20 protein-coding genes are annotated in these 25,249 nt (G+C 71.9%); 13 read left to right on the top strand and 7 right to left on the bottom strand.

Annotated features, from left to right (window positions below; translation table 11 throughout):
• Positions 1–141: 141 nt before the first annotated feature.
• From AW274_RS05345 to AW274_RS05335, 3 genes are all read right to left on the bottom strand, one after another.
• A complete protein-coding gene (locus AW274_RS05345; protein ID WP_062429872.1) occupies positions 142–1,080 on the bottom strand; it encodes an isopenicillin N synthase family dioxygenase in 939 nt (312 codons plus the stop codon).
• Positions 1,081–1,198: 118 nt separating this feature from the next.
• Entirely contained in the window at positions 1,199–1,915 is a 717-nt protein-coding gene (locus AW274_RS05340) for a DoxX family protein (protein ID WP_062429871.1), read from the bottom strand.
• Between the two features lie 67 nt (positions 1,916–1,982).
• The gene (locus tag AW274_RS05335; protein WP_062429870.1) at positions 1,983–3,518 is read right to left on the bottom strand and encodes an MFS transporter; all 1,536 of its coding nucleotides are present in this window, start codon (positions 3,516–3,518) and stop codon (positions 1,983–1,985) included.
• Positions 3,519–3,639: 121 nt separating this feature from the next.
• On the opposite strand from AW274_RS05335, the gene AW274_RS05330 reads away from it, so the two are divergent.
• The 13 genes from AW274_RS05330 to AW274_RS05270 all read left to right on the top strand — a co-directional run bounded on the left by AW274_RS05330 (position 3,640) and on the right by AW274_RS05270 (position 21,212).
• Positions 3,640–4,647, top strand: coding sequence for an alpha/beta hydrolase (locus AW274_RS05330; RefSeq protein WP_232319983.1), 1,008 nt, complete (start codon positions 3,640–3,642; stop codon positions 4,645–4,647).
• Positions 4,648–4,764: 117 nt separating this feature from the next.
• Positions 4,765–6,819, top strand: coding sequence for a tetratricopeptide repeat protein (locus tag AW274_RS05325; protein WP_157519780.1), 2,055 nt, complete (start codon positions 4,765–4,767; stop codon positions 6,817–6,819).
• Between the two features lie 56 nt (positions 6,820–6,875).
• Positions 6,876–9,221: an AAA family ATPase gene (locus AW274_RS05320; RefSeq protein WP_062429867.1), complete on the top strand. Its 2,346-nt coding sequence runs from the start codon at positions 6,876–6,878 to the stop codon at positions 9,219–9,221.
• Positions 9,222–9,280: 59 nt separating this feature from the next.
• Positions 9,281–11,026 (top strand): ABC transporter substrate-binding protein, encoded by a 1,746-nt coding sequence (locus AW274_RS05315; protein ID WP_062429866.1) that lies wholly within the window; start codon positions 9,281–9,283, stop codon positions 11,024–11,026.
• On the top strand, positions 11,023–11,952 hold the full coding sequence (locus tag AW274_RS05310; protein WP_062429865.1) for an ABC transporter ATP-binding protein: 930 nt from the start codon (positions 11,023–11,025) through the stop codon (positions 11,950–11,952). Before AW274_RS05315 ends, AW274_RS05310 begins: the two co-directional genes overlap by 4 nt.
• Complete coding sequence (locus AW274_RS05305; protein WP_269750535.1) at positions 11,949–12,911, top strand: ABC transporter ATP-binding protein; 963 nt, start codon at positions 11,949–11,951, stop codon at positions 12,909–12,911. The genes AW274_RS05310 and AW274_RS05305 overlap by 4 nt, the downstream gene beginning before the upstream one ends.
• Positions 12,912–12,969: 58 nt before the next feature.
• Entirely contained in the window at positions 12,970–13,890 is a 921-nt protein-coding gene (locus AW274_RS05300) for an ABC transporter permease (RefSeq protein WP_062429864.1), read from the top strand.
• 3 nt (positions 13,891–13,893) lie between these two features.
• Positions 13,894–14,847, top strand: a complete 954-nt coding sequence (locus tag AW274_RS05295; protein ID WP_062429863.1) for an ABC transporter permease — start codon at positions 13,894–13,896, stop codon at positions 14,845–14,847.
• Positions 14,848–14,897: 50 nt separating this feature from the next.
• On the top strand, positions 14,898–15,839 hold the full coding sequence (locus AW274_RS05290; RefSeq protein ID WP_232319982.1) for an ABC transporter permease: 942 nt from the start codon (positions 14,898–14,900) through the stop codon (positions 15,837–15,839).
• Positions 15,836–16,765, top strand: coding sequence for an ABC transporter permease (locus tag AW274_RS05285; protein WP_232319981.1), 930 nt, complete (start codon positions 15,836–15,838; stop codon positions 16,763–16,765). The genes AW274_RS05290 and AW274_RS05285 overlap by 4 nt, the downstream gene beginning before the upstream one ends.
• Positions 16,756–18,441: a dipeptide ABC transporter ATP-binding protein gene (locus tag AW274_RS05280; RefSeq protein ID WP_062429861.1), complete on the top strand. Its 1,686-nt coding sequence runs from the start codon at positions 16,756–16,758 to the stop codon at positions 18,439–18,441. The genes AW274_RS05285 and AW274_RS05280 overlap by 10 nt, the downstream gene beginning before the upstream one ends.
• Positions 18,438–20,111 carry an ABC transporter family substrate-binding protein gene (locus tag AW274_RS05275; RefSeq protein ID WP_083973838.1) on the top strand — a complete coding sequence of 558 codons (1,674 nt, stop codon included), beginning with the start codon at positions 18,438–18,440 and terminating at the stop codon, positions 20,109–20,111. The genes AW274_RS05280 and AW274_RS05275 overlap by 4 nt, the downstream gene beginning before the upstream one ends.
• A 21-nt stretch (positions 20,112–20,132) precedes the next feature.
• A complete protein-coding gene (locus AW274_RS05270) occupies positions 20,133–21,212 on the top strand; it encodes a DNA glycosylase AlkZ-like family protein (RefSeq protein WP_062429858.1) in 1,080 nt (359 codons plus the stop codon).
• Here the strand turns inward: AW274_RS05270 and AW274_RS05265 are convergent.
• From AW274_RS05265 to AW274_RS05250, 4 genes are all read right to left on the bottom strand, one after another.
• The gene (locus AW274_RS05265; RefSeq protein WP_062429857.1) at positions 21,205–22,050 is read right to left on the bottom strand and encodes a 5-oxoprolinase subunit C family protein; all 846 of its coding nucleotides are present in this window, start codon (positions 22,048–22,050) and stop codon (positions 21,205–21,207) included. The two genes, AW274_RS05270 and AW274_RS05265, sit on opposite strands and share 8 nt — an antisense overlap.
• A 293-nt stretch (positions 22,051–22,343) precedes the next feature.
• Positions 22,344–22,931 carry a 5-oxoprolinase subunit B family protein gene (locus tag AW274_RS05260; RefSeq protein ID WP_062429855.1) on the bottom strand — a complete coding sequence of 196 codons (588 nt, stop codon included), beginning with the start codon at positions 22,929–22,931 and terminating at the stop codon, positions 22,344–22,346.
• Positions 22,928–23,668: a LamB/YcsF family protein gene (locus AW274_RS05255; protein WP_062429854.1), complete on the bottom strand. Its 741-nt coding sequence runs from the start codon at positions 23,666–23,668 to the stop codon at positions 22,928–22,930. The genes AW274_RS05260 and AW274_RS05255 overlap by 4 nt, the downstream gene beginning before the upstream one ends.
• A gap of 10 nt (positions 23,669–23,678) precedes the next feature.
• Complete coding sequence (locus AW274_RS05250; RefSeq protein WP_062429852.1) at positions 23,679–25,181, bottom strand: hypothetical protein; 1,503 nt, start codon at positions 25,179–25,181, stop codon at positions 23,679–23,681.
• Between the last annotated feature and the right edge of the window lie 68 nt (positions 25,182–25,249).

Below are 25,249 nucleotides of genomic sequence, written 5' to 3'. Positions count from 1 at the left end.
CGCGAATGCAGCATCCCCCGCCTGCCGAGGTCAACGAGCGGGTGGTTCCGGCGGGCCCGTAATCCGCCGCGGCGAGGAAGACCCCGGCCTGGTCCGGGGCCACCGGGCGAGGTTGCGGCCTGTCCGGACCAGGTGAAAGGTTCAGATGACTTCGTCGCGCAGACCCGGGAACACCTTGGAGACCTTCCCGAGGAGGTAGTCGCCGTAGGTGCCGGTGAAGGCCCGCAGGTCCTGGCCGTCCCAGCGCCGGAAGCCCTTGGCGGTCGGCGGCAGCGGCGGCAGCTCGCTGTCCCAGCCGGGATCGAAGAAGAACGGGAACGACAACCGGCCGCGGCCGGTCGCGTTGAACACCCGGTGCGGCGTCGAGCGGTAGTGGCCGCCGGTCAGCCGGTCGAGCATGTCGCCGATGTTGCACACGAACGTGCCGGCGATCGGCGGCGCGTCCAGCCAGCCCGCCGAGGTGCGCACCTGCAACCCGGCGTTGGCGTCCTGGAGCAGCAGCGTCAGCAGCCCGTAGTCGGTGTGCTCGCCGACCCCCCACGAGTCGCCGGCGCCGGGCGGATAGTGGAAGATCCGGAACAACACGGTCGGATCGGCCGTCGACCCCGCCGAGAAGTGGTCGCGCGGCAGCCCGAGGCTGAGGGCCACGCCGCCGAGCACCGCCTGCGCCACCCGCTCGACCTCAGAGAGGTAGCGCAGCACGACGCCGCGCATCTCGGGGATCTGCTCGGGGAACAGGTTCCGCCCGTGCAGCGGCCGCCCGTCGGGCTCCCGCTCGGCCCCGAAGTAGAGGCCCTCCTTGAGGTCGGGCCGCCCCGAGGTCAGCTCGCCGCCGACCGGGAAGAACCCCCGCCAGGCCCGGCCGCCGCGCGCCATGGCGATCTGGAGCTTGGTCTCCTCGGGCAGCGCGAAGAACCGCCGCGCGCAGTCGTCGAGCTCCTCGATCAGCGTGCCCGGCACCCCGTGCCCGGAGACGTAGAAGAAGCCGCTGTCGGCACAGGCCGCCTCGATCTCGGCGGCCACCCGATCTGCGGGCCCGCCGTCGAGCAGCGGGCCCACGTCGATCACCGGAAGCGTCATGTGTTCTTCTTCTCCGTTACGGCTCCGCCTACCCCGGCACCGCCCGCCGCCGTCCGGACGCGCCGCATCCGGCGCCGGCCGGTCGCGCCGCCCTCCCGCCGCGACGGCGGGTGAGGGCCTATTCCGACTTGCCGCTCCGGCGGCCGGCGACCAGCGTGTCACCCGGTTCGCCGCCGCTCGTCGGCTCGCTGCGGCTCTCGGTCGTGGTGTCGCGGCGCGGCTTGCGCGGCGCGGGCTTGGGCTTCGGGTGGGGCGCGGTCGGTTCGTCGGGCTGGTTCGGGAAGGTGACCGGGCCCTTGTGCGCGTCGGTGCGCTCCGAATCCGGCGACGGCTTCGACTGCGCCGGCGCAGTGGGCGTCGGTTCGCGCAGCGCGTTGATGACCGTGTCGGCCTCCATGTCGGCCGCGATCTCGTCGGCCGCCTCGGCGTCGCGGCGCTTGATGACGACCATGTGGTCGACCGAGAGCCGTCCGCCGCCGTTCACCGACAGCAGCACCGAGGCCGCGCCGAGCGCCACGACGAGCTGCACGCTGCCGCCCGTCAACGGCAGGCCGGTGTCTCCGGCGGCCAGGATGAACACGGCCAGGGCCTCGGCGAACAGCAGCACGCCGACGATCTTCACGGCCAGCCCGGCGATGAGAAGGGTGCCGCCCAGCAGCTCGATGAGCATGGTGGAAGCCGCCCAGAACGACGGGATGGGCGCGTCGAGCTGGAGGAACTGTGTCTCGGTGGCGTCCAGGCCGGCCCGCAGCTTGGCCCAGCCGTTGGCGAAGAAGATTCCGCCGACGCCTATACGGGCCGCGAGCGTGGCGAGGTCGATGAAGGTTTTCTTCACGGGACTCATTCTGGGGGGTTATGGGATGGCTTTACGAGGCAATTGCCCCAGAACCAACCCTCCTATGTCAGACGGAGAGACGTTCCTTCTCGCTCCGGCGTTCACGGGCGGGCACCAGCACCGCCACCACCAGCGCGTTGGCCAGCAGCAACACGACACTCACCGCGACGGCGGCGTGCAGCCCCGACACGAACGCCGAGCGGGCCACTTGCAGCAGGGCCGCTCCGGCCGCGCCGCCCGCCTCCCCGGCCACGTGGGCGGCCGCCGCGAGCGACCCCCGGGCCTGGTCGAGCAGGTCGCCGGGCACTCCGGCGACGGCGGCGAGCCGGGGGGCGTACACGATGGTGGTGATCGTGCCGAGGACGGCGATGCCGAGGCCCGCGCCGAGTTCGTAGGCGGTCTCCTCGATGGCGGCGGCGCCGCCCGCGCGCGACTCGGGCGCGGCCGACATGATGGCGTCGGAGGCGGCCAGCAGGGCGACCTCGATGCCGAACCCGATGCCGACGAAGCACAACGTCAGCGTGACCGGGTGGTCTTCGACGCCCCAGCCGAGGGTGGGCGTGAGCGCGAGCGCGGTCAGCGCGAGCCCGCCGCTCATGGTGGCCCGCAACCCGATCCGCTGGAGCACGTGGGCGGCCGCGAGCCCGCCGCAGATCGCCGCCACCATCAGCGGCAGCATGCGCAGCGCCGCGTCGAGCGGCCGCAGGCCCAGAACCAGTTGCAGGTACTGCGCGAGCAGCAGCTCCAGCCCGACGAGCGCGAACACCGCGAACAACACGCACGCCACCCCGGTCGCGAACCCCCGGTTGGCGAACAGCCCGAGGTCGAGCAGCGGCGCGGCCAGCGCGCGCTGGCGGGCGACGAACCAGGCCAGCACCGCGACCCCGCCCAGCAGGATCAGCACGGCCACGCCCCGGTCGACCGTGTGCCCGTACCCGGCCTCCTTGAGCCCGAAGGCGACGGCGAGCACGCCGACGACCGACAGCAGCGCGCTCGGCCAGTCCCACGAGTGGCCGTCGCGGTGGCTGACGTCGGGGATCAGCCGGGCAGCCAGCGGCAGCGCGACCACCAGCAGCGGCACGTTGATCAGGAACACCGCGCCCCACCAGAAGTGCTCCACGAGCACCCCGCCGAGCACCGGCCCGAGGGCCGCGCCCCCGGCCGCCACCGCGCTCCAGACCCCCAGCGCGACGGCCCGCTCGCGGCGGTCGGTGAAGACCTGCCGGATGATCGAGAGCGTCGCGGGCATGATCATCGCCCCGCCGACGCCCAGGAACGCCCGCGCCACGATCAGCGCCTCGGGCGTGGCCGCGAACGCGGCGGCCAGCGAGGCGACGCCGAACACGACGTAGCCGAGCAGCACCAGCCGCCGCCGCCCGAACCGGTCGCCGAGCGTGCCGAACGTGACCAGCAGCGGCGCGACGACCAGCGAGTAGACGTCGATGATCCACAGGAGCTGCACGCCCGTCGGTTCGAGCGCGGCGGTCAGCGCCGGCACGGCGATGTGCAGCACGGTCGCGTCGACGGCGATCAGGAGCAGGCTGAAGCACAGCAGCGCGAGGATCGCCCACCGGTCCGCTCTCGGGTCGGCCCTCGGGAACATGAGGCGCAGCTTAGGTGATCCACCGAAGATCACTCAGGCGGTTGCCAAGACTCGGTCTCCGCCCAAGTGTCCCTATAAGTCCCGTCATAGTGTGATGAGCATGCTGCCCTGGAATGCGGAAATGTCCGGACGCCTCGATCGAGTCACCGTGGTCAGCGCGGTCCTGCGCGACAACCCCCTCGGCGACCCGTACGAACGCCCCCTGTGGGTGTACCTGCCGCCGGGCTACGACGACGGCGCGACGGCGTACCCGACGATCTACGTCCTCCAGGGCTACTCGGGCCAGGTCGTCATGTGGGACAACCGCCAGCCGTGGCGGCCGACCGTGCCCGAGATGCTCGACCGGCTCTTCGCCGGCGGGACCCCGCCCGCGATCGTCGTCTACGTCGACGCCTGGACCCGCCTCGGCGGCAGCCAGTTCGTCGACTCGCACGGACACGGCGCCTACCACTCCTACCTCTGCGACGAGGTCGTGCCCTACGTCGACGAGCACTACCGCACCCTCGCTGCGCCCGAACACCGCGCCATCACCGGCAAGTCGAGCGGCGGCTACGGCGCGATGATCACCCCGATGCTGCGCCCCGACCTGTTCGGCGCGCTGGCCACCCACGCGGGCGACGCCCTGTTCGACGTGCTCTACCCCCGCGAGTTCGTGGCCGCCGCCCGCATCCTCCGCGACGAGTACGACGGCTCCTGGGAGAGGTTCCTCGACCGCTTCCACGCCACCGGCGGACGCTGCCCCGGCAGCCACCTCATCCTCTTCTACGGCAACGCCGCCTCCTACTCCGCCGACCCCGGCGGTTCGGTTGACATCCCTTTCGACCACGTCGGGAGATTGGTTCCCGAAGTGTGGTCGAGGTGGCGGGAATATGACCCGGTCGTCATGGCCCCCAAGCACGCCGAGGCGCTGCGCGGCCTGCACAGCATCTGGATCGACGCCGGACGAAACGACGAATACTTCATCGATATGGGCGCCACCGCCTTCCACGAGGAGGTGAAGAAGGCCGGAGTGCCGCCCGAGAACGTGTTCTTCGAGCTCTTCGAGGGGACCCACGCCAACCTTGAAGACCGCTACGTGATGGCGGTCGAGTGGCTGTCGCCGCGCTTGACTCCGGGGCGACCTCTCTAGAGAGATAGAGGTGTATCGCGGGCCCTAGCCACGCCCCGCCCGGCACCAGATCATTCGGGGGTGGGGAGCGATGCCGAGGATCACCCTTCCCGTGCCCGGCGGGAACCCGCGTCCGAGGTGCCGCCCCCGAGCGACCGCGCCGATCCACGGGCCTGGTGTGGGGTCGCGGCGGCACGATTACGCCGCGACCGGCCCGAAGAGGCGCTGGAGGCCGCTCGTCAGGCGGTGGAACGTGATCCGCACGGCGAGTGGGGGCATCGCCTGGCGAGCCTCGCTCTGGAACGTCTCGGCCGCGACTCCGAGGCGGTCGCGTCGGCCCAGGAGGCCGTCCGGCTCGCGCCGGGCTCCTGGGCCGCGCGACTCCGGCTGGCCGGCGCGCTGCGTCGGCTCCCGGCCGGCTGGCGAGACGCCTGGGAGGAGGCCGGCCGCGCCGTCCGCTACGCCCCCGACGAACCCGGCCCCCACGCCCTGACCGGCGACCTGGCCCTGATCAGGGGAGACCACGAGACCGCCGCCGCGAGCTACCGCGCCGCGCTGCGCCGCGACCCCGCCCAGCCCGGGGCCCGCGTCAACCTGGGCCTCACCTTCCTCCGCTGGGACCGCCACCGCGACCACCACGACCCCGCCTGGGAAGCCGACCCCCGCGACACCGGCCGGGCCCGCCGCGCCCTGGAGACCTGGTCCCGCCGGATCCGCCTGCTCCTGGCCCTCGCCCTGACGGCCGTCTCGGGCGCCGGCCTCGGCTTCGACCTCCACCAGGAGGCCAGAATCGCCGGCTACCTCGTCCTGGCGGCGGTCCCGGTGATCACCTGGCGCCAGGCCGCCAAGATCTCCGTGTGGCCCCTGGTCCCGGCCATGCTCGGCCGCGACCTGTGGCTGAGCGTGTCGGTGACCGTGGCGGCGATGACCGTGGCCGCCTACGTGATCGGCGTGACCGGCCTGCCCGCCCTGGAGATCACCCTGACCGGCTCGTTCCTCACCCCGGCGGCCGGCGGAGAGTGGGCCGGCGCCCTCGGCTTCGTCCTGTTCAACGCCCCCGCCGTCCTGGTCCTGCGACTCCTCGTGGAAGCCTGGCGCGGCCGCCCGGTCAGCGCCCTCACCCACTTCGCCAAGGTCCCCGGCGACCCCGTCGCCGTCCGAGACGCCGACGTCACACTGTGGATGATCGTCGGCCGCGCCTGGTGGATCACCCTCACCGCCGCCCTGACCTGGCTCGCGCTCACCACCGCCTTCGCGACGCCCGGCACTGTCGCGGTAACCGGCGTCCTCGCGGCGCCCGACACCTTTGCAATGCCCGATGATCGTGCGGCGCCCAGCGTCTCTGCGGGGCCGGGGGTTTCTGCGGTGGCTGGCACTTTCGTGGTGTCCGGTGTCCCTGTGGTGCTTGGCGCTTTGGCGGTGCCTGGCGTTTCTGTGATGTCCGGCCTGTCCGCGGTGTCTGGCGTCTCTGTGCTTGACGCGCTTGTGGTGTCTGGCGTCTCCGCCGTGCCGGGCGTCCTCGCGGTGTCTGGCGGGCCGTTGGTGGCCGGTGTGGTTGTTGTACCGGTTCTGCTTGCGGTGCCCGTCTGGCTCGTGCTGGCCGTGCGGCGGGCTCGGCCCTTGCGGGTGTTGCGCGGGGACCGTTGGCTGGGGGCCGCGCTGGGGTTGCTCGCGGTCGCGGCGGTTGCGCTCGCCGTTGGGGTCGTGCCCGAGGTGGCGTCTGCTCGGCGGGTGGGCTGGGCGGCGCTGGGCGGGGTGGTTCTCGTGTTCGCCGTGCGGGGCTCGCTGGCCTGGTGGCGGGGTGCGCCGGGGCCCACCCGGGCCTCGCTGGTGCCGCGCGATCATCCGGCCGCCGACCTCGGGCCGTCGTCGGGGCTCTCCGACGAGGTGCGGCACGCCGCCACCTTCTCCCGGAGCGTCGTGTTGTCCTACTCCGGTCCCGGCGGGCGTCGCTCGGTCGCGGTCAGTGCGGTGACGTCGGTCAGCCCGTCGGGCGAGATGCGGGTCATCGCCGGAGACGACGCGTGGGAGGCCGTCGAGCGTGATCCCCGTGTCGCGGTGTTCGTCGGCGACCCCCGTTTCTGGGCCGAGGTGCGGGGAGTGGCGATCGCCGACAACGATGTTCTGCGGATCACCCCGCGTGAGGTTCTGGTCCGGGAATATCCCGGCCGCCACCAGGCTCGCACGCGCTAGGTCCACCCATTCGTCTTTCCCGTGCGGTATAACCGGGGGCGGACCGGGGAGGCAGGATGCGGGAGGACGGCCGAGCCCGCCCCACGGGGCGAGTGGCTGCGAGAAACGCTTTCGAGCAGGCGCGACAGCGCTATTTCGCTCTTCCTCCGGTCGCCCGAAGAACCATTTTCATCGTGTTACTGGTCGCTTCGGTGGCGCTGGCCGCCGGACTCGGCTGGGATATGCTCTATACCTTTTTCGTCACGTTGACGATCCTGGCTTTCACGGTCCTGGCCCTGCATTTCCCCAGAGCCGCGGCGACGATGATCGTGGTCGCGGTGTGGTCGCCGGTCTCGGCGTTCACGCTGCAAATGGCCAACAGCCAGGCCGCAGGCACCCTTCTGCTCATCCCGATGTGGCTGCTGGGCTTCATCGTCGCGGCCATCGCCCACCTCATCCGCTGGGTGCCGCCGTGGCTCACCACCGCCCTGGCGCTGACCGCCGCGGCGGTCGCGGGCATGCTGCTGCGCCTGGTCAGCGACCCGGCCGCGCTTTACGGCGCTTATGGCGCCGCCTCCGTCGTGCTGGTGTGGCGGTTCGTGCTGGCCCGGCAGGCCAAGGCCCGTCAGGCGCCGCCCGAGGTGCCCGCCCAGCAGCGGGTCCGCGCCGGGGCGCCGCCCCACGCCCATGCGCACGCCGACAACCAGAGCCGTCCGCCGCAGATCACGGTCGAGCAGGCCCTCGCCCAGCTCGAAGGCATGATCGGCCTCGAACCCGTCAAAGAGCAGGTGCGCTCGATAGCGGCCTCCATCGAGGCGGCCCGGCTGCGCCGCGAGGCCGGGCTGACCTCCGACGCGCCGATGCGCCACTTCGTCTTCGTCGGGCCGCCCGGCACCGGCAAGACCAGCGTCGCCCGCAGCCTCGCCTCGATCTTCTACGCGTTCGGCCTGCTGGAGACCCCCTACGTCGTCGAGGCCCAGCGGGCCGACCTGGTCGGCGAGTTCCTGGGCGCGACCGCCATCAAGACCAACGAGCTCATCGACCGCGCCCTCGGCGGGGTGCTGTTCATCGACGAGGCTTACGCGCTCATCAACTCTGGCGACGGCCAGACCGACCGGTTCGGCCACGAGGCCGTGCAGACCCTGCTGAAGCGGGCCGAAGACGACCGCGAGCGGCTCATCATCATCCTGGCCGGATACGAGAAGGAGATGACCGCGTTCCTGGCCTCCAACCCGGGCCTGTCGAGCCGGTTCTCCACCCGCGTCCGGTTCCCCAGCTACCAGCCGTCGGAGCTGCTGGAGATCACCGAGGCGCTCCAGGTCAAGCGCGGCGACCGGCTCGACCCGGCCGCGCGGCCGGTGCTGCTGGGCCTGTTCGACGACGTCCACCGGCGCGGCCTGGTCGACGAACTGGGCAACGCCCGGTTCGCGCGCAGCGTCGTCGAGGCCGCCGCGCAGGCCCGCGACGTGCGGGTGATCAGCGTCGGGGGTGCGCCCCGGGGCGAAGACCTGGTGACGACGACCGCCTCCGACGTCTCCAAGGCGTTCGGCGAGATCACCGCCCGCTTCCGCGGCTACCAGGCGACCCCGACCCTTGAGGACGCGCTGGCCGACCTCGACCGCATGGCCGGGCTCGAACCGGTGAAGCGGCAGGTCAGGGCGATCACCGCGCAGCTGCGGGTGGCCCGCATGCGGGAGGAGCAGGGGCTTCCGGTCCAGTCGCAGACCCGGCACTTCGTGTTCGTCGGGCCGCCCGGCACCGGCAAGACCAGCGTGGCCCGCATCATCGGCCGCATCTTCTCGGCGCTCGGCCTGCTGGCCCGGCCCGACGTGGTCGAGGCGTCGCGGCCCGACCTGGTGGGCCAGCATCTGGGCGCGACCGCCATCAAGACCAACGAGCTGGTCGACCGGGCGCTCGGCGGGGTGCTGTTCATCGACGAGGCGTACGGGCTGGTCAACTCGGGCTACTCGGGTGGCGACGCGTTCGGGGCGGAAGCCGTACAGACCCTGTTGAAAAGGGCCGAAGACGACCGCGACCGGCTCGTCATCATCCTGGCGGGCTATGAGCGGGAGATGGACGCCCTGCTGGCCACCAACCCCGGGCTGGGCAGCCGGTTCAACAGCCGGGTCGTGTTCCCGAGCTACTCGCCGGCGGAGCTCGCCGAGATCGCCGAGATGACCGCCGCCGACGCGGGCGACCGGTTCGACGCCGCCGCAGCGCGCGACCTCGGCGACGTGTTCGGCTACGTCTGCCAGGAGCGCCTCATCGACGGCCTGGGCAACGGGCGGTTCGCCCGGTCCCTCTACGAACGGGCGGCGATGCGGCGCGACGTGCGGCTGGCCGCGCAGGGCAGCGCGACCTCGGCCGAGCTGACCACCATCACCGGCGACGACGTGCGGTCGGCGGTCGACGAGCTGTCCTGACCGACACCTGGCACGGGTTTTGCGGGCCCATCGGTGGCGTGATCACATGATGGTGACCCATGAGGAAACGTGCCGGCCTGCTGGTCCCGGCCCTCGCCCTGGTCCTCGCGGCCTGCGGCGGCGGCCAGACCACCGCGACGGGGAGCGGGCCGCAGCGGGGCGGCATGCTCCGGGTCGTCGGCTCCGGCGACGTCGACCACCTCGACCCGTCGTCGTCCTACACGGTGGTCGCCTACAACCTCGGCCGCACCTGGACCCGCCAGCTGGTGACCTATCCGGCCGGGAGCGACATCTCGGTCGCCGGGAAGGTCGTGCCCGACGTCGCCGCCGCTTTGCCGGAGGTCAGCGACGACGGGAAGACGTACACCTTCACGCTCCGGCCCGACGTCATGTGGAACACCAGCCCGCCGCGCCCGGTCGTGGCCGCCGACTTCGAGCGGGGGCTGAAGCGGCTGGCCAACCCCGTGCAGCCGTCGGGCGGCATCTCCTATTTCACCCAGACCATCGCGGGTTTCCAGGAATTCTTCACCGCGTTCCAGAAACAGCCGAAGACGGCCGCCGGAATGGCGAAGTTCATGAACGCGACCCGCATCTCCGGCGTTCAAGCGGTGAACGCGACCACGCTGAAGATCCAGCTCACCGCGCCCGCCAGCGACTTCCCCAACATCATGGCGCTGGGCTTCGCCTCGGCCGCCCCGGTCGAATACGAGAAATACGTGCCCGACGGGCCGGACTTCCGGCAGAACACCATTTCCGCCGGGCCCTACCAGATCACCACCTATTTCGCCGGGCGGCAGATCATGCTGGAGCACAACCCGGTGTGGAAGCAGTCGAGTGATCCGGTACGCCACCGCTGGGTCGACCGCATCCTGGTCACCCTGGGCCAGGACAGCCCCGACGTCGTCCAGCAGCAGCTGGAGGCGGGCGTCGCCGACCTGTCGTGGGACCAGCCGGTGCCCACCTCGGCCATTCCGCGCCTGACCGGCAACCCGGCGTACAAGGTCTACGAGGGCTCGACGCTCAACCCGTTCCTGGCGTTCAACATGCAGAGCCCCAACAACAACCGCGCGCTGGCGAACGTGAAGGTCCGGCAGGCGATCAACTACGTCGTCAACAAGGCGGCCATCGCGCAGATCTACGGCGGCTCGAAGATCAACTCCGTGCTCGACGGGGCGATCCCGCCCGGTTCCATCGGGTACGACGCCGCGGTCCGCCCCTACGCCACCCCGGGCGGCCGGGGCGACGTGAACCGCTGCAAGGCGCTGCTGGCCGAGGCCGGGGTCGCCAACCTCAACCTGCAGTTCCCCTACCGCACCAACGGCAACCACCCGAAGGTCGCCCAGTCGATCGCCGGCGACCTGACCAAGTGCGGCATCACCACGCAGCTCATCCCGACCGCCCCCGACGACTTCTACGGCCGCTATCTGTCCAGCGTCCAGAAGAGCCGTGAGGGCAAGTGGGACATCGGCGCGCCCGGCTGGATCCCCGACTGGTACGGCAACAACGCCCGCTCGATCGTGGTGCCGCTGTTCGACGGCCGCAACTACACCGAGGGCTCGACCAACTACGGCGCCTACAACGACCCGGCCGTCAACGACCTCATCACCCGCGCGCTGACCGCGCCCGACGCCCGCGAGGCCGAGGGCCTGTGGAAGCAGACCAACGCCCGCATCATGGCGGATGCGCCGATCGTGCCGCTGACCTCGCAGAACGTGCCGATCTTCCATTCCGACCGGGTGCGCAACGCGCTCTACACGCCGCTCACCCAGCAGTTCGACTACACGCAGCTCTGGCTGGCGTCATGAGCCTGCTGGAGGTCGCGGACCTGCGCGTGACGTTCTCGACGCCCGACGGCGACCTGCGGGCGGTGCGCGGCGTGTCGTTCGAGGTCGAGGCCGGGCAGACGCTCGGCGTCGTCGGCGAGTCGGGCTCGGGCAAGAGCGTCAGCGTGCAGGCGCTGCTGGGCCTGATCCCCGGCGCACGCGTCGAGGGCTCGGCCCTGTTCGACGGCGAGCAGCTGATCGGCATGCCCGCCGAGCGGCTGCGCCGCATCAGGGGCGCCCGCATCGGCATGGTCTTCCAGGACCCGCTGTCGAGCCTGCACCCGATGTACTCGGTCGGCCGCCAGATCGCCGAGGCGGTCCTGGTCCACCGCCGCGTCGGCAAGGAGCAGGCGTGGGCGGTGGCCCGCGAGCGGCTCGAACAGGTCGGCATCCCCGGCGAACGGGCCCGCGACTACCCGCACCAGTTCTCCGGCGGCATGCGCCAGCGGGTCATGATCGCCATGGCGATGGCCCTCGACCCCGAACTGATTATTGCCGACGAGCCGACCACGGCCCTCGACGCGACCGTCCGCGCCCAGATCCTGGAACTCCTCGGACGGCTCGGCTGCGCCCTGATCGTCATCACGCACGACCTGGGCGTGATCGCCGACATGGCCGACGAGGTCATGGTCATGTACGCCGGCAAGCCGGTGGAGAAGGCCGGCCGCCGCGCGCTGTTCCACGACCCGCGGCATCCGTACACGAGGGGTCTGCTCAACTCGTTGCCGCAGGGCAAGGAGCGCCTCAAACCCATCGAGGGCCGCCCCCCGAGCCTGCTCAGCCCGCCGACGGGCTGCTCCTTCCACCCGCGTTGTCCCGTGCGCATCCCCCGCTGCCCGATCGAGGAGCCGCCGATGCTGGGGCCCGACGACCACCCCGACGCCTGCTGGCTGGAGGAGGGCCGGTGAGCCTCCTCGACGTCTCCGACGTGCGCAAGTACTTCCCGATCAAGTCGGGCGTCTTCTTCCAGCGCGAGGTCGGCCGGGTCCACGCCGTCGACGGCGTGAGCCTGTCGGTCGAGGCGGGGGAGACGCTGGGCGTGGTGGGGGAGTCGGGCTGCGGCAAGTCGACCCTGGCCCGCTGCATCACGGGCCTGTACGACGTGACCTCCGGGACCATCGCCTTCGACGGCGACATGCGACGCGACGTGCAGATGGTCTTCCAGGACCCCTACGGCTCGCTCAACCCCCGCCGCCGCATCGGCTCGATCATCGCCGACCCGCTGGTCATCCACCGCGAGGGCACCCCCGCGTCGAGACGCGACCGGGTCCGCGACCTGATGGCCCTGGTGGGCCTCAACCCCGAGCACTACAACCGCTTCCCGGCCGAGTTCTCCGGCGGCCAGCGCCAGCGGGTGGGCATCGCGCGGGCCCTGGCCCTCAACCCCCGCCTGGTCGTCTGCGACGAGCCCGTCTCGGCCCTGGACGTCTCCATCCAGGCCCAGGTGGTCAACCTGCTCAAGGACCTGCAGACCGACCTCGGCCTGACCTACGTCTTCATCGCCCACGACCTCTCGGTCGTCAGATACGTGAGCGACCGCGTGGCCGTCATGTACCTGGGCAAGATCGTCGAGATCGCCCCCGGCGAGGAACTCTACGAACGCCCCCGCCACCCCTACACGGCGGCCCTGCTGTCGGCCGCCTCGGTGGCCGACCCCGACCGGCAGCGGGAGCGGGTGGTGCTGCGGGGCGACGTGCCGTCCCCGATCTCCCCGCCGGCGGGCTGCCGCTTCCATCCCCGCTGCCCGAAGGCCCAGGAGAGGTGCACCGTGGAGGAACCACTGCTCCTGGGAGACGGCCACAAGTGGGCCTGCCACTTCCCGCTGGAACCGGGCGAACGCCTCCAGAGCCGGCCGGTGGACGAGTGAACGGCGATCGTGCGGGCGGGTCGCCCGCGTCCCGGTTCGAGTTCGAGGGGAGGCCCCGGTGAGTCTCACCGATGCCGCCTTTGAGGCGGAGCCCGTCCACGTCGACGTCGTCCATGGCAAGGGCCCCTGGCGGCTGGCCTGGGAGCGGCTGCGCAGGGACAAGGCCGCCGTCGCGTCCATGGTCGTGATCGTCCTGGTCGCGTTGCTGGCGCTGTTCGCGCCGTTGTTCGCGCTGATCACCGGGCATGACCCGCTGACGCAGTATCCGTCGACCGCGCTGACCCCCGAAGGGCTGCCCGTCGGCCCGGGGGCCGACTTCTGGCTCGGGGCCGACAGCCTCGGGCGGGACCTGTTCGTCCGGCTCGCCTACGGGGCGCGGATCTCGTTGCTCGTCGGGTTGAGCGCCACCGTCCTGGCGACGGTGTTCGGGGTCGTCGTCGGGCTGCTCGCCGGGTTCTACGGCGGGTGGGTCGACGGGGTGCTCGCGCGGGTGCTCGACGTCGTGCTGAGTTTCCCCTACCTGCTGGTCGCGATCGTGCTGGTCGCGGCCGTGGGGGCGTCGGTGCCGCTGACGATCTTCGTCATCGCGTTCTTCTCGTTCGCCGCGATGGCGCGGGTGGTGCGGGGGCAGACGATCGGGTTCCGGGAGCGGGAGTTCACCGAGGCGGTCCGGTCGCTCGGCGCCTCGCCGCTCCGGATCATGGTGATCGACGTGCTGCCGAACCTGGTCGCGCCGGTCACCGTGCTCGCCTCGCTGCTCATCCCGACCTCGATCGTGTTCGAGGCGACGCTCAGCTTTCTGGGGCTCGGGGTCGACCCCCGTACCCCGAGCTGGGGGGCCATCCTGGCCGACTCGACCGACTTCTACCGGGTCGCCCCGGGGCTGCTGGTCTTCCCTGCCGTGCTGCTGCTGCTCACCACGCTCGCGTTCAACCTCCTCGGAGACGGCATCCGCGACGCGCTCGACCCCAGGAGGTGACCTGTGTGGCGCTTTCTCATCCGGCGGATCGTCTTCGGGATCGTGGTGTTGTGGCTGGTCGCCACCACGGTGTTCCTGCTGTTCTTCGCCGGTCCGGCCGACAACGTGGCGCGGCGGCTGGCCGGGCCGCGGGCGCCCATCGAGGTCGTCGAGCAGATCAAGGACACCCTCGGGCTCGACCGGCCGCTCTACGAGCAGTACTTCGGCTTCCTCGGCAACCTGCTGCGCGGTGACCTCGGCACCTCGTTCATCAGCCAGACGCCCGTCTCGACGCTGATCCTGCAGAGCCTGCCGGGCACGTTGTGGCTGGTCTTCGGGGCGGCCGTGCTGTGGATGATCATGGGGGTGGGCGGCGGCGTCGTCTCGGCGACCAAGCCGCGCAGCCTGCGCGACCGCACGCTGACGGTGCTGGTGCTGGCCGGGATCTCGTTGCCGACGTTCGTGCTCGGCATCCTGATGATCTATCTCGCCCTGTCGGTGTTCCCCGGCACGGGGCTGCAGCCCGGCCCCTACATCTCCCCGTTCATCGACGTCGGGGCGTTCCTGTCGACCATGGTCATGCCGTGGATCTGCCTGGCGGTCGTCCAGGCGGCGGTCTACGTGCGGCTGACCCGGGGTTCGATGCTCGACACGATGGGCGAGGACTTCATCCGCACCGCGCGGGCCAAGGGCGTGCCCGAACGGTCGGTCACCTACCGGCACGGCCTGCGGGCCGCGCTGACGCCGGTGATCACCCAGTTCGGCGTGGACGTCGGGACCCTCCTGGGCGGCGTCGTCGTCACCGAATCGGTCTTCGGACTGCAGGGGATCGGGCAGCTCATGATCCGGTCGGTGCGCGACGGCGACCTGCCGGTCATCATCGGCGCGGCCATCATGGCGGCCGCGTTCATCGTGATCGCCAACATTCTCGTCGACGTGGCGTATTCGTTCCTCGATCCACGCGTTCGGCTCGCCTGATTTGATCACGCTCTGCCACTACTCTGTGACGCGAGGTGGTGGTGGGAATCATGGTGCGACTGGTGAACTACACGGCGTTGATCGTCGTCGCCTCCAGCCTGGCGTGGCTGCTGGCCGCCGTGACCCTCGATCCCCGGGCCAACTACGCCGGCCGCACCCCCGCGCCGCCGGTCGCCGTGGTCGACGCCGCCCTGTCGGAGGTCAACCTCAACGACCACGACCCGCTGCTCGACCGCTACCTCACCTGGATCTCCGGCGTCGCGCGCGGCGACTTCGGCCGCACGTGGGACGGCCTCAGCGTCGGCGCCGACCTGGCCGACCGCGCCGGGGTGACACTGCGGCTGGTGACGGCGGGGCTGCTCGTCGGAGCGCTGCTCGGGCTCACGGTGGGCACGCTGGCCGCCGTCCACCACCGCCGCTGGTTCGACCGGCTGTCGGGCGGGGTGGTGTTCCTGCTGCTGGCGGTGCCGGCGGTCGTGCTGGCCAACGTGCTGATCATCGGCGCGATCCGGTTCAACGACGCGACCGGCACCCGGTTCCTGATGGTCAGCGGCGAGGGCGACGGCGGCCCGCTCGACCGGTTGCGACATCTGGTGCTGCCCGCGCTCACCCTCGCGCTGCCGCTGGCGGCGGTCTTCAGCCGCTACCAGCGCAACGCGATGCTCGACGTGCTCGACGCCGACTACGTGCGCACCGCCCGCGCCAAGGGCCTGCCCCGGCGCACGGTCGTCGTCCGGCACGCCCTGCGGACCGCGCTGATCCCCACGACCACCTACCTGACCTTCACCTTCGGCGCGCTGCTGGTCGGCTCGACCGTGACCGAGACGGTCTTCGGCCGCCCCGGCCTCGGACAGCGCCTCATCACCGCGATCCAGACCAGCGACGTCAACACCGTCGCCGGGATCACCGCCGTGGCCGCCGCCGCGCTGCTGCTGTCGGCCGTCGCCGCCGACGTGCTCCAGCGGGTGCTCAACCCCGGGAGGGCCCGATGAGCGCCAGTCTCTGGGGCAGATTCACAACGCGAGCCACGACCGGCCTTCGGCCGTCCGCGTCTCGCTTCCCCGACCTGTCGACCCCGGTCGAGGCGCGCCCCGAGGCCCGGCCGCGCATGTTCTCGGCCACCGGCATCGCCGGGCTGGCGCTGCTCAGCTTCCTCGCCGCGCTCGCCGTCCTCGGCCCGATCCTGGTGCCGTGGACGGCCGCCGACCGCGACTTCGAGGCGTTCCTCCAGCCGCCTTCGGCGAACCACCCGTTCGGTACGACCGCCTCCGGCGGCGACCTGCTCGTGCTCACCCTCCTGGGGCTGCGCAAGTCGCTGCTCATCGGGTTCGTGGTGGCGGTCGCGGCGACGACCGTGGCGGCGCTCGTGGGCGCGTTCGCGGGCTACTTCCTCGGCTGGGTCGACCGCACCCTGATGTGGGTCACCGACCTGCTGCTCGTGCTGCCCGCCTTCCTCGTCGTGGCCGTCGTCTCCTCCGGGCACGACGACTGGATCGCCCTGGTCGTGCTGCTGACGGCGTTCATGTGGATGGTGACGGCCAAGGCGGTGCGCGGGGTCACGATCGTGATGCGCGACCGCGAATACGTGAAAGCGGCCCGGTTCATGGGCGTGCCGTCCCACCGCATCGTGCTGCGCCACGTCGTGCCCAACCTGGCCTCGCTGCTGGTCGCCGACGCCACCGTGAACGTCAGCGCGGCGATCCTCGCCGAGACCTCGTTGTCCTACTTCGGCTTCGGGGTGGCGCCGCCCGACGTCTCGCTCGGCTCGCTGATCGCCGACGGCGCGCCGACCGCCCTCTACGCCCCCTGGACCTTCTGGTGGGCGGCCGGGCTGCTCATCGCCCTGATCGTCGCGGTCAACCTGGTCGGCGACGACCTGCGCGACCGGTTCGACCCGGCCCTGCGAGCGTGCGCGTGATCGACGTCACCGACCTGTCCGTCTCCTTCGGGGCCACGCCCGTGGTCCGGGGGCTGAGCTTCTCCGTCGCCCGGGGCGAGGTCCTCGGGCTCATCGGCGAATCGGGCTCCGGGAAGTCGGCCACCGCGCTGGCCGTGATGGGGCTGCTGCCGCGCACGGCGTCCACGACCGGCTCGATCCGGCTGAACGGCGAGGAGCTCACCACCGCGGGGGAGAAGCGGCTGACCGCGCTGCGCGGCCGGGCGATGGCCATCGTGTTCCAGGACCCGCTCCAGGCGTTCACCCCCGTCCACCGCGTCGGGGCGCAGATCGCCGAGGCGATCAGGGCCCACCGGCGGGTGCCGCGCAAGGTCGCCGCGCGGCGGGCGGTGGAGCTGCTCGACCTGGTCGGCATCCGCGACCCCCACCAGCGGGCCAGGTCCTACCCCCACGAGTTCTCCGGCGGCATGCGCCAGCGCGCGCTCATCGCGATGGCCATCGCCAACGACCCCGACCTGCTCATCGCCGACGAGCCGACCACCGCGCTCGACGTGACCGTCCAGGCCCACGTGCTCGACGTGCTGAAGACCGCGCAGCGCGAGACCGGTGCGGCGCTGCTGCTCATCACCCACGACCTGTCCGTGGTCGCCAGGGCCGCCGACCGCGTCCACGTGCTGCGGCGCGGCCTGACCGTCGAGACCGGGACGGTCGAGGAGGTGCTGCGGGCGCCGAGAGAGGCGTACACGAAGAGCCTGATCGCGGCGATGGAGGCCGACGACCGGCCCGCGGCCGCGCGGCCGGTGCGGACCGTGCTCGAAGTGCGCGACCTGGTGCGCCACCATCCCGGCGTGAAGGCGGTCGACGGGGTCAGCTTCGACCTGCGGTCGGGCGAGACCCTCGGGCTCGTCGGCGAGTCGGGGTCGGGCAAGACCACCCTCCTCATGGAGATCATGGCGCTGGCCCGGCCGCAGCGGGGCAGCGTGACCGTGCTCGGCCGCGACACCGCCACCCTGTCGCGGCGCGAGCGCCGGCGGGTGCGGCGCGACCTGCAGATCGTCTTCCAGGATCCGTCGGCCTCGCTCGACCCGCGCATGACCGTCGGCGCGATCGTGGCCGAGCCGCTCGTCACCCACGGCCGCTCGGCGGGGCGGGTGCCCGAACTGCTGGCCCAGGTGGGGCTGCCGCCCGCCTACGCGGCGCGCCACCCCGTCCACCTCTCGGGCGGCCAGCGCCAGCGGGTGGCCATCGCCCGCGCCATCGCGCTCGACCCGGCGGTGCTGGTGCTCGACGAACCCGTCTCGGCGCTCGACCCGACCATCCGCGCCGAGATCATCGTGCTGCTGGAGAGCCTGCGCGCCGAACGCGGCCTCTCCTACCTGTTCGTCGCCCACGACCTGCCGCTGATCAGGCGCATCGCCGACCGCGTCGCGGTCATGTACCGGGGCCGGATCGCCGAGATCGGCCCGGCCCACCAGGTGTTCACCGCCCCCGGCCACCCCTACACCAAGGCCCTGCTGCGCGCCTCCACGCTGCGCGACGACGACCCGAAGATCGCTGCCGGCTGCCGTTTCCGCCCCCGCTGTCCCCTGTACGCCGAGCTCCCCGCCGCCCCGAGATCCCGCTGCGTCACCGAGGAACCCGAGATCAGCGGCGACTCGGGAGCCGCCTGCCACCACCATCCAGGAGAAGCACCGTGAAACGCGCATGCGCCCTGCTACTGGCCCTGACGACCGCCGCCTGCGCGGCCCAGCCGGGAGCACCCGGCGAGCAGGCCGCCCCGGTCACCGCGGCCGACCTCAACCTGACCGCGCGCGAGAAGCTCAAGACCGGCGGCACCCTCCGCTGGGGCCTGACCGAATATCCGGCCCAGTGGAACCAGAACCACATCGACGGCAACCACACCAACGTCAAGACCGTCATGGACGCCCTCATGCCCCGCCCGTTCCGCGCCGACGAACACGGGGTGCCCGCGCTCGACCCCGACTACGTGGCCGCGGCCGACGTGACGGCGACCTCGCCCAAGCAGGTCGTGACGTACACCCTCAACCCCAAGGCCCGCTGGTCGACCGGCCAGCCGATCACCTGGGCCGACTACGACGCCCAGTGGCGGGCGCTGCGCGGCAAGGACCCGGCCTTCCACGTCGCCAACGTGACCGGCTACCAGGACATCGCCTCGGTCGCCAGGGGCAGGAACGACTTCCAGGTCGTGGTCACCTTCGCGCGGCCGTTCGGCGACTGGCGCTCGCTGTTCGCGCCGCTCTACCCCAAGAGCGCGACCGCCTCGCCGCAGAACTTCAACGCCGGCTGGGTCGGCAAGATCCCGGCCACGGCCGGCCCGTTCCGGTTCGGCGCCTTCGACACCCGGGCCAAGACGATCACCCTCAACCGCGACCAGAAGTGGTGGGGCGAGCCCGCCAAGCTCGACGCGATCGTGTTCCGCGGGCTGGAGTCCGACGCCCGCGTCGCCGCCTTCGCCAACGGCGAGCTCGACGTGTTCGACATCGGCCCGTCGGCGGCCGACCTCTCCCGCGCCAAGTCGGCCGAGGGCGCGGTGGTCCGCCAGGCGGCCGGTCCCGACTTCCGCCACTTCACCTTCAACGGCGAGAGCCCGATCCTGACCGACATCCGGGTCCGCCAGGCCATCGCGCTCGGCATCGACCGCGCGGTCATCGCCAAGAGCGACCTGAAGGGCCTCAACTGGCCGGTCACGCTGCTCGACAACCACTTCCTGATGAACAGCCAGCAGGGCTACCGCCCCAACGCGGGCGAACTGGCCGGCCCCGACCCCGCCCGCGCCGGCGCGCTGCTCGACGCGGCCGGCTGGCGCATGAGCGGCGCGGTCCGCCAGAAGGCCGGCAAGCAGCTCGACCTGCGCTTCGTCATCCCGTCGGGCCTCCAGCTGGCCCGCTCGGAGGGCGAGATCACCCAGGCCATGCTGGCGAAGCTCGGCGTCAAGCTGACGATCGAGACCGTGCCGAGCAACGACTTCTTCACCAAGTACGTCATCCCCGGCAACTACGACATCGCGCCCTTCTCGTACGTCGGCACCCCCTTCCCGGTCTCGGCCTCCTACGGCACCTACGCCGACGGCGTGCGCTCCCAGGGCGACGACATCTCGTGGAACGCCAACCTGGGCCGCAGCGGCAACGCCGAGATCGACGCCAAGCTGCGGGCCGCGATGGCCGAACTCGACCCCGCCAAGGCGCTGAAGCTGGTCAACGAGGCCGACCGGCTGGTGTGGCGCGAGGTCAACGTGCTGCCCCTCTACCAGCGGCCGCAGACCGTGGCCGTCGACGCCGAGCTGGCCAACGTCGGGGCGCGCGGGTTCCGCGACCTCGACTACGCCGACATCGGATTCGTGTCGTAGCCGTCCGCTAGCGTGCGGGCCATGGACCTGACGTGGCCCCAAGTGCTGGCGTGGCGGCTCGGCCGCCAGTTCGTGACCTCTCCCGGCCCCGGCGCGGTGGCCGTGGCCGAACGGCTCTGCGGCGTGCAGGCCCAGGTCGCGTCCTCGGCCGAGCTGGCGCTCTCCCTCCGGCTCGGCCGCCCGGCCGGGCCGGAGATCGAGCAGGCCCTGCACACCGACCAGACCCTGATCAAGACGTGGTCGATCAGGGGCACCCTGCACCTGCTGCCGACCGCGTCGTGGCCGGTCTACCGCGCGGTGCTGGGCACCCTCCGCTACTGGGACAAACCGTCCTGGTATCGCGGCAGCGGCGTGTCGGCCGCCGAGCTCGAAGCGATCATCGGCGCGGTGCCCGAGGCGCTCGCCGCGGGGCCGCTGACCAGGGAAGAGCTGGTCGACGCCGTGATCGAGGTGACCGGCGACGAGCACCTGCGCGAGAAGATGGCCTCCGGCTGGGGCCAGCTGTTCAAGCCGCTGAGCTTCCTCGGCGAGCTCTGCCACGGGGTGCCGCGCGGCGGCAAGGTGACCTTCACCGCGCCGCCGAAGGTGGGGGAGATGTCGGCCGAAGAGGGCGGCGTCGAGCTGCTGCGCGCCTTCCTGGGCGCCCACGGCCCCGCCGACATGGCCGCCTTCGACGGATGGTTGTTCCGCGGCCTCACCCGCCGCGCGGTCCTGCGCAGATGGTTCGCCGACCTGGCCCCCGCGACCATCACCGTAGAGGGGAGGGAGCTGTCCGTCCTCCCCGAACACGTCGACGAGCTGATGGCCACCCGCCCGTCGGAGGAGACCTTCCTGCTGCCCGGCTTCGACCAATACGTCATGGGCGCCCCCCGCGACCTGGAGCCCCTCCTCCCGGCGGCGGCGAAGGCGGCCGTCAGCCGCACGGCCGGGTGGATCTCCCCGGTCGTCGTCCACCGGGGCCGCGTCGTCGGCACCTGGGACGCCCGCGACGGCGTGCTGACCGCCACGATGCTGGAGCAGGCCCCCGGCGTGGAACAGGCCGCCGAGAAGGTCGTGGACGTCCTGGGCAAGCCCCTGAAAGTGGTGGTGACCCCTATCTGACCGCCCGGAACCGAAGCCGGTCACCGGGCCTGAGCTGAGCCACCTTCGGCAGATCGGCCGAGGCGACCACGCCGATGACCGGATAGCCGCCGGTCGGCGGATGGTCGGCCAGGAACACGATCGGCTGCCCGTCGGGCGGCACCTGGATCGCCCCCGCGACCATGCCCTCACTGGGCAGCTCCCCAGCCCGCGCCCGCCGCAGCGCCGTCCCGGCCAGCCGCACCCCGACCCGGTTGCTGTCCTGACTCACCCTGTACGCCCCCGCGCACAACGTGGCGAACCCGTCGTCGGTGAACCAGTCGTCACGAGGCCCGCGCACCACCCCGACGGTCGGCTCGGCCGAGATGGACCGCTGCGGCGCGACGTCGGCGTGCAACCCGAACACCGGCTCCCCGAGCGCCAGGACCGTTCCCGGTTCGAGCGGCGCCGGCCCGAGCCCCGAGAGCGAGTCGGTCGACATGCTTCCCAACACGGGAGGCACCCAGATCCCGCCCCTCACCGCGACGTAGGTCCGCAGCCCTTCGTAGGGCACCCCGATCTCAAGGGTCTCGCCAGAGGGCACCCAGAACGGCGCCCACATCCCGCCCCTGGACGCCCGGACCGGCGCCCCGGTCAACGCCACCCACGCCCCCCGGGCGAACCTGAGCACAGCGCCCCCGAAGGTGAGCTCGACCGCGGCGGCATCCTCGGCGTTCCCGACCAGCCGGTTCGCCAGCCGCAGACTCGGAAGGTCGGCCGCCCCGGACCGGGGGACACCGAGATGGGCGAACCCCCGCCGCCCGAAGTCCTGAACGGTCGCGTAGGGACCCGGAACGACGACCTCGACAACAGAGGCCACCCCGTGGTCCCGGCCGTCGCGACCTCCCGGGAACTTGCTCCGCCCGGATATATCGCGATTCGGGCCTGCGCTGTCCTTGATTCCTTCAGCACTGGACAACGTGGTCTCGTGACTGCCCTTGCCGGAAATTTCGTGATTCGAAGCTGCTTTGACCTTGTGTTCTTCCGCACCGGACAACCCGGGCTCATGACCGGCTGCGTGATCCGGGCCTGTGCTGTCCTTGGTTTCTTCGGCATCGGACAACTCGGGCCTTTGACTGCCCCCGCCGGAAATTTCGTGATCTCGTCGTTCGGTCACGTCGCGACCATCCTGACCCGGGTGCCCGGCTTCAGCAGGGCAGGGGAGTCGCTGGTCACGTCCCAGACCGGGAGTGTCGTGTGCCCGAGCAGTCGCCAGCCGCCCGGCGAGGCCGCCGGATACACCGCCGAGTACGCCCCCGCGATCGCCACCGCCCCGGCCGGCACGGCGGTCCGGGGCCGGTCGAGCCGGGAGACGTGCAGCGAGGGGTCGAGCCCCACCAGGTAGGCGAACCCGGGCGCGAAGCCCAGCCAGCCCGCCACGAACTCCGACCCCGTGTGCCGGGCGATCACCTCGTCGACCGAGATCCCCGCCAGCGCCGCGACGTCGGCGAGGTCGGCGCCGTCGTACACGACCGGGATCTCGACCGTCTCCCCGTCGAGGTCGTGGACGGGGCCGTGGTCGAGCTGCTCGATCAGCGGGATCAGCTGGTCGGCGCGGCCGCCGACGACCAGCACCGTCTCGGGGCCCGGGACGATCTCGTCCACGTCGACGAGCAGCCGCAGGCGGGCGTCGAGGCGGTGGGAGGCGGCCAGGGAGCCCGTCTCGACGAGCAGGGCGTGTTCGCCCACGCGCCGGATCACGCGAACGCCTCGACGGTCACGCCCGCGTCGGCGAGCGCGTCGCGGACGGCGCGGGCGAGGCCGACCGAGCCGGGGGTGTCGCCGTGGACGCAGATCGACCGCGCCACCACCCGCACCTCCGAGCCGTCGACGGCGGTCACCAGGCCGTCGCGGGCCATCCGGACCGCCCGCGCGGCCACCTCGCCGGGATCGTGCAGGACCGCGCCGGGTTCGCGCCGGGACACCAGCGTGCCCTCGGGCGTGTAGGCGCGGTCGGCGAAGCACTCGGCCACGGTCGGCGCGCCCAGCCCGTGGACCGCCGACCCCGGCAGGGTCAGCACCGGCAGCGGGCCGTAGTCGGTCACCGCGTCGACCACGGCGCGGGCCTGCACAGGGTCCCAGACCACCCGGTTGTAGAGCGCTCCATGCGGTTTGACGTAAGTCACCCGCCCGCCGACGGCCCGCGCGATCCCGTCGACCGCGGCCAGCTGGTAGAGGATCTCGGCCCGCAGCTCCTCGGCCGGGACGTCCATCTCCCGCCGCCCGAACCCCGCCAGGTCGCGGTAGGAGACCTGGGCGCCGATCGCCACGCCCCGGGCGACCGCCGCCTCGCACACCCGGCGGATCGTCAGGGGGTCGCCCGCGTGGAAGCCGCAGGCCACGTTGGCGCTGGTGACGATCTCCAGGAGAGCGTCGTCGTCGCCCAGTTTCCAGGCCCCGAACCCCTCGCCGAGGTCGGCGTTCAGGTCGATCGTCATGATCCCCAGCCTAGATGGGCGGCTCGTCGGGGATGTCGGCGATGTCGTCGAGGGCGGCGGCGAGTTCGTCGGGGTGGTCGCCGATGCGCTCGGCGATCTCGATCAGCACGTGTAAGACGTCGTGGCGGTCGTGGCCGAGGTCGATCAGGCGCTGCGCCGCCTCCCACATCTGGGGCGGGTCGCCGTCCCACAGGCGCTTGGCGATCTCCTCGTGCCAGGCCAGGTGCTCGGCGAAGTCGGGCCGCGACAACTCCCCGGCGTGGTCCATTTCGAGCAGGATGCGCCGGTCGGCCTCGTCGGCCGGGTTGAGGCGGTCGAGCTCGACGTCGCCGTACATGCCCTGGAGGACCGGGAACACGAACGCCCGCCGCGCCAGCGCGGACAGGTCGCCGTCGGGCAGCAGCCGCTCGACCAGCTCCCGGTCGAGCCCGAACGAGGTCGGGTCGCGGTAGGCGACGCTGAACCGGGCGGTCGCCTCCCACACCGCGTCGAGGGTCGCCCTGATCGCCTGGTCGGGCAGGCCGATGCGGGAGCCCGCGAAGCGCACCCAGGCGGCCAGCACGTGGGGCATGGCGTCCTGCTCGGCCGGGGTCAGCATGATCTTGCGGGGCAGCCAGTCGAGCAGGAACGTCTCGCACTTGGCCGGGCTGACCCGATGCGGACGGCCGAAATCCTGGTCGCAGCCGTAGTCGATGATGTGGTCGGCGCAGCGCGAGGCCGCCGACGGGTCGCTCAGGTTCTCGGCCGCGTCGCTCGCCAGGAACTCGGCGCCGAGCATGGCCCGCCGCTCCCTCGTGTACGGCGCCTCGGAGTGGGCCGGGGCCGGCCGCTTGCGCCCGGGGGGCAGCGCCTTGATCCGCGACCGGGCGAAGGCGTGGTAGGCCGAGTAGCTGTCGCTGACGACCTTGGGGGCCTTGCGGTCGTAGGCCTCTTCCCTGGCCGCCTTCATGGCGAACTCGAGCAGCGCCCGCGCCTGCTGCGGCTCGATCTCCTCGAACCGCAACATCGGGTTGCCCGCGGCTTCGAGGCCGGCCTGCTCCAGCAGCTTGTCGACCTGCGTGGAGACCCAGGCGTCGCGGGCCATGCCGCGCATGTTGTAGTCGACGACGAGCACCAGCGCGTGGGTGTCGTCGCCGTTGTAGGCGAAGGTGCTGACCACCGTGTCCTGGTCGCCGTAGACGTCGCGGGAGACGTAGCAGCCCTGCGGCTTGACCGCGCCGACGCGGTCGGCCCAGCCGGGACGGGCGACGTCGGACTCCATGAGGGCCAGCGCGGCCCCCTCGGCCTTGGCGGCCTGCCGGGCGGTGCCGAGGTAGGCGACCGAGATCAGCAGCGTGAGCGCGGCGGGGGTGCCCGCCTTGGCGGCGTAGTCGACGAGGCCCTCTCCGAGGATCTGCTCCACGTCGCCGCCGCGGAGCCGCTTCCCCCACCAGGCGCCCAGCATGTCGGACACCATGAGCTCGGCGTCCAGCGGACTCCTGACGGCGAGCAGCTCGCGGGCCGCGAGGAGCATCTCCGCGAAGACGTCGTCCGGCGGATTTTCCCGGGGATCTCGTCTCCGTCTTCGACTCACTGTTCTAC

The organism is Herbidospora daliensis, assembly GCF_001570585.1.
GTDB lineage: Bacteria > Actinomycetota > Actinomycetes > Streptosporangiales > Streptosporangiaceae > Herbidospora > Herbidospora daliensis.
Note: the sequence above shows the minus strand (reverse complement) of the source record. Positions and strands in the feature narration are given on the sequence as shown.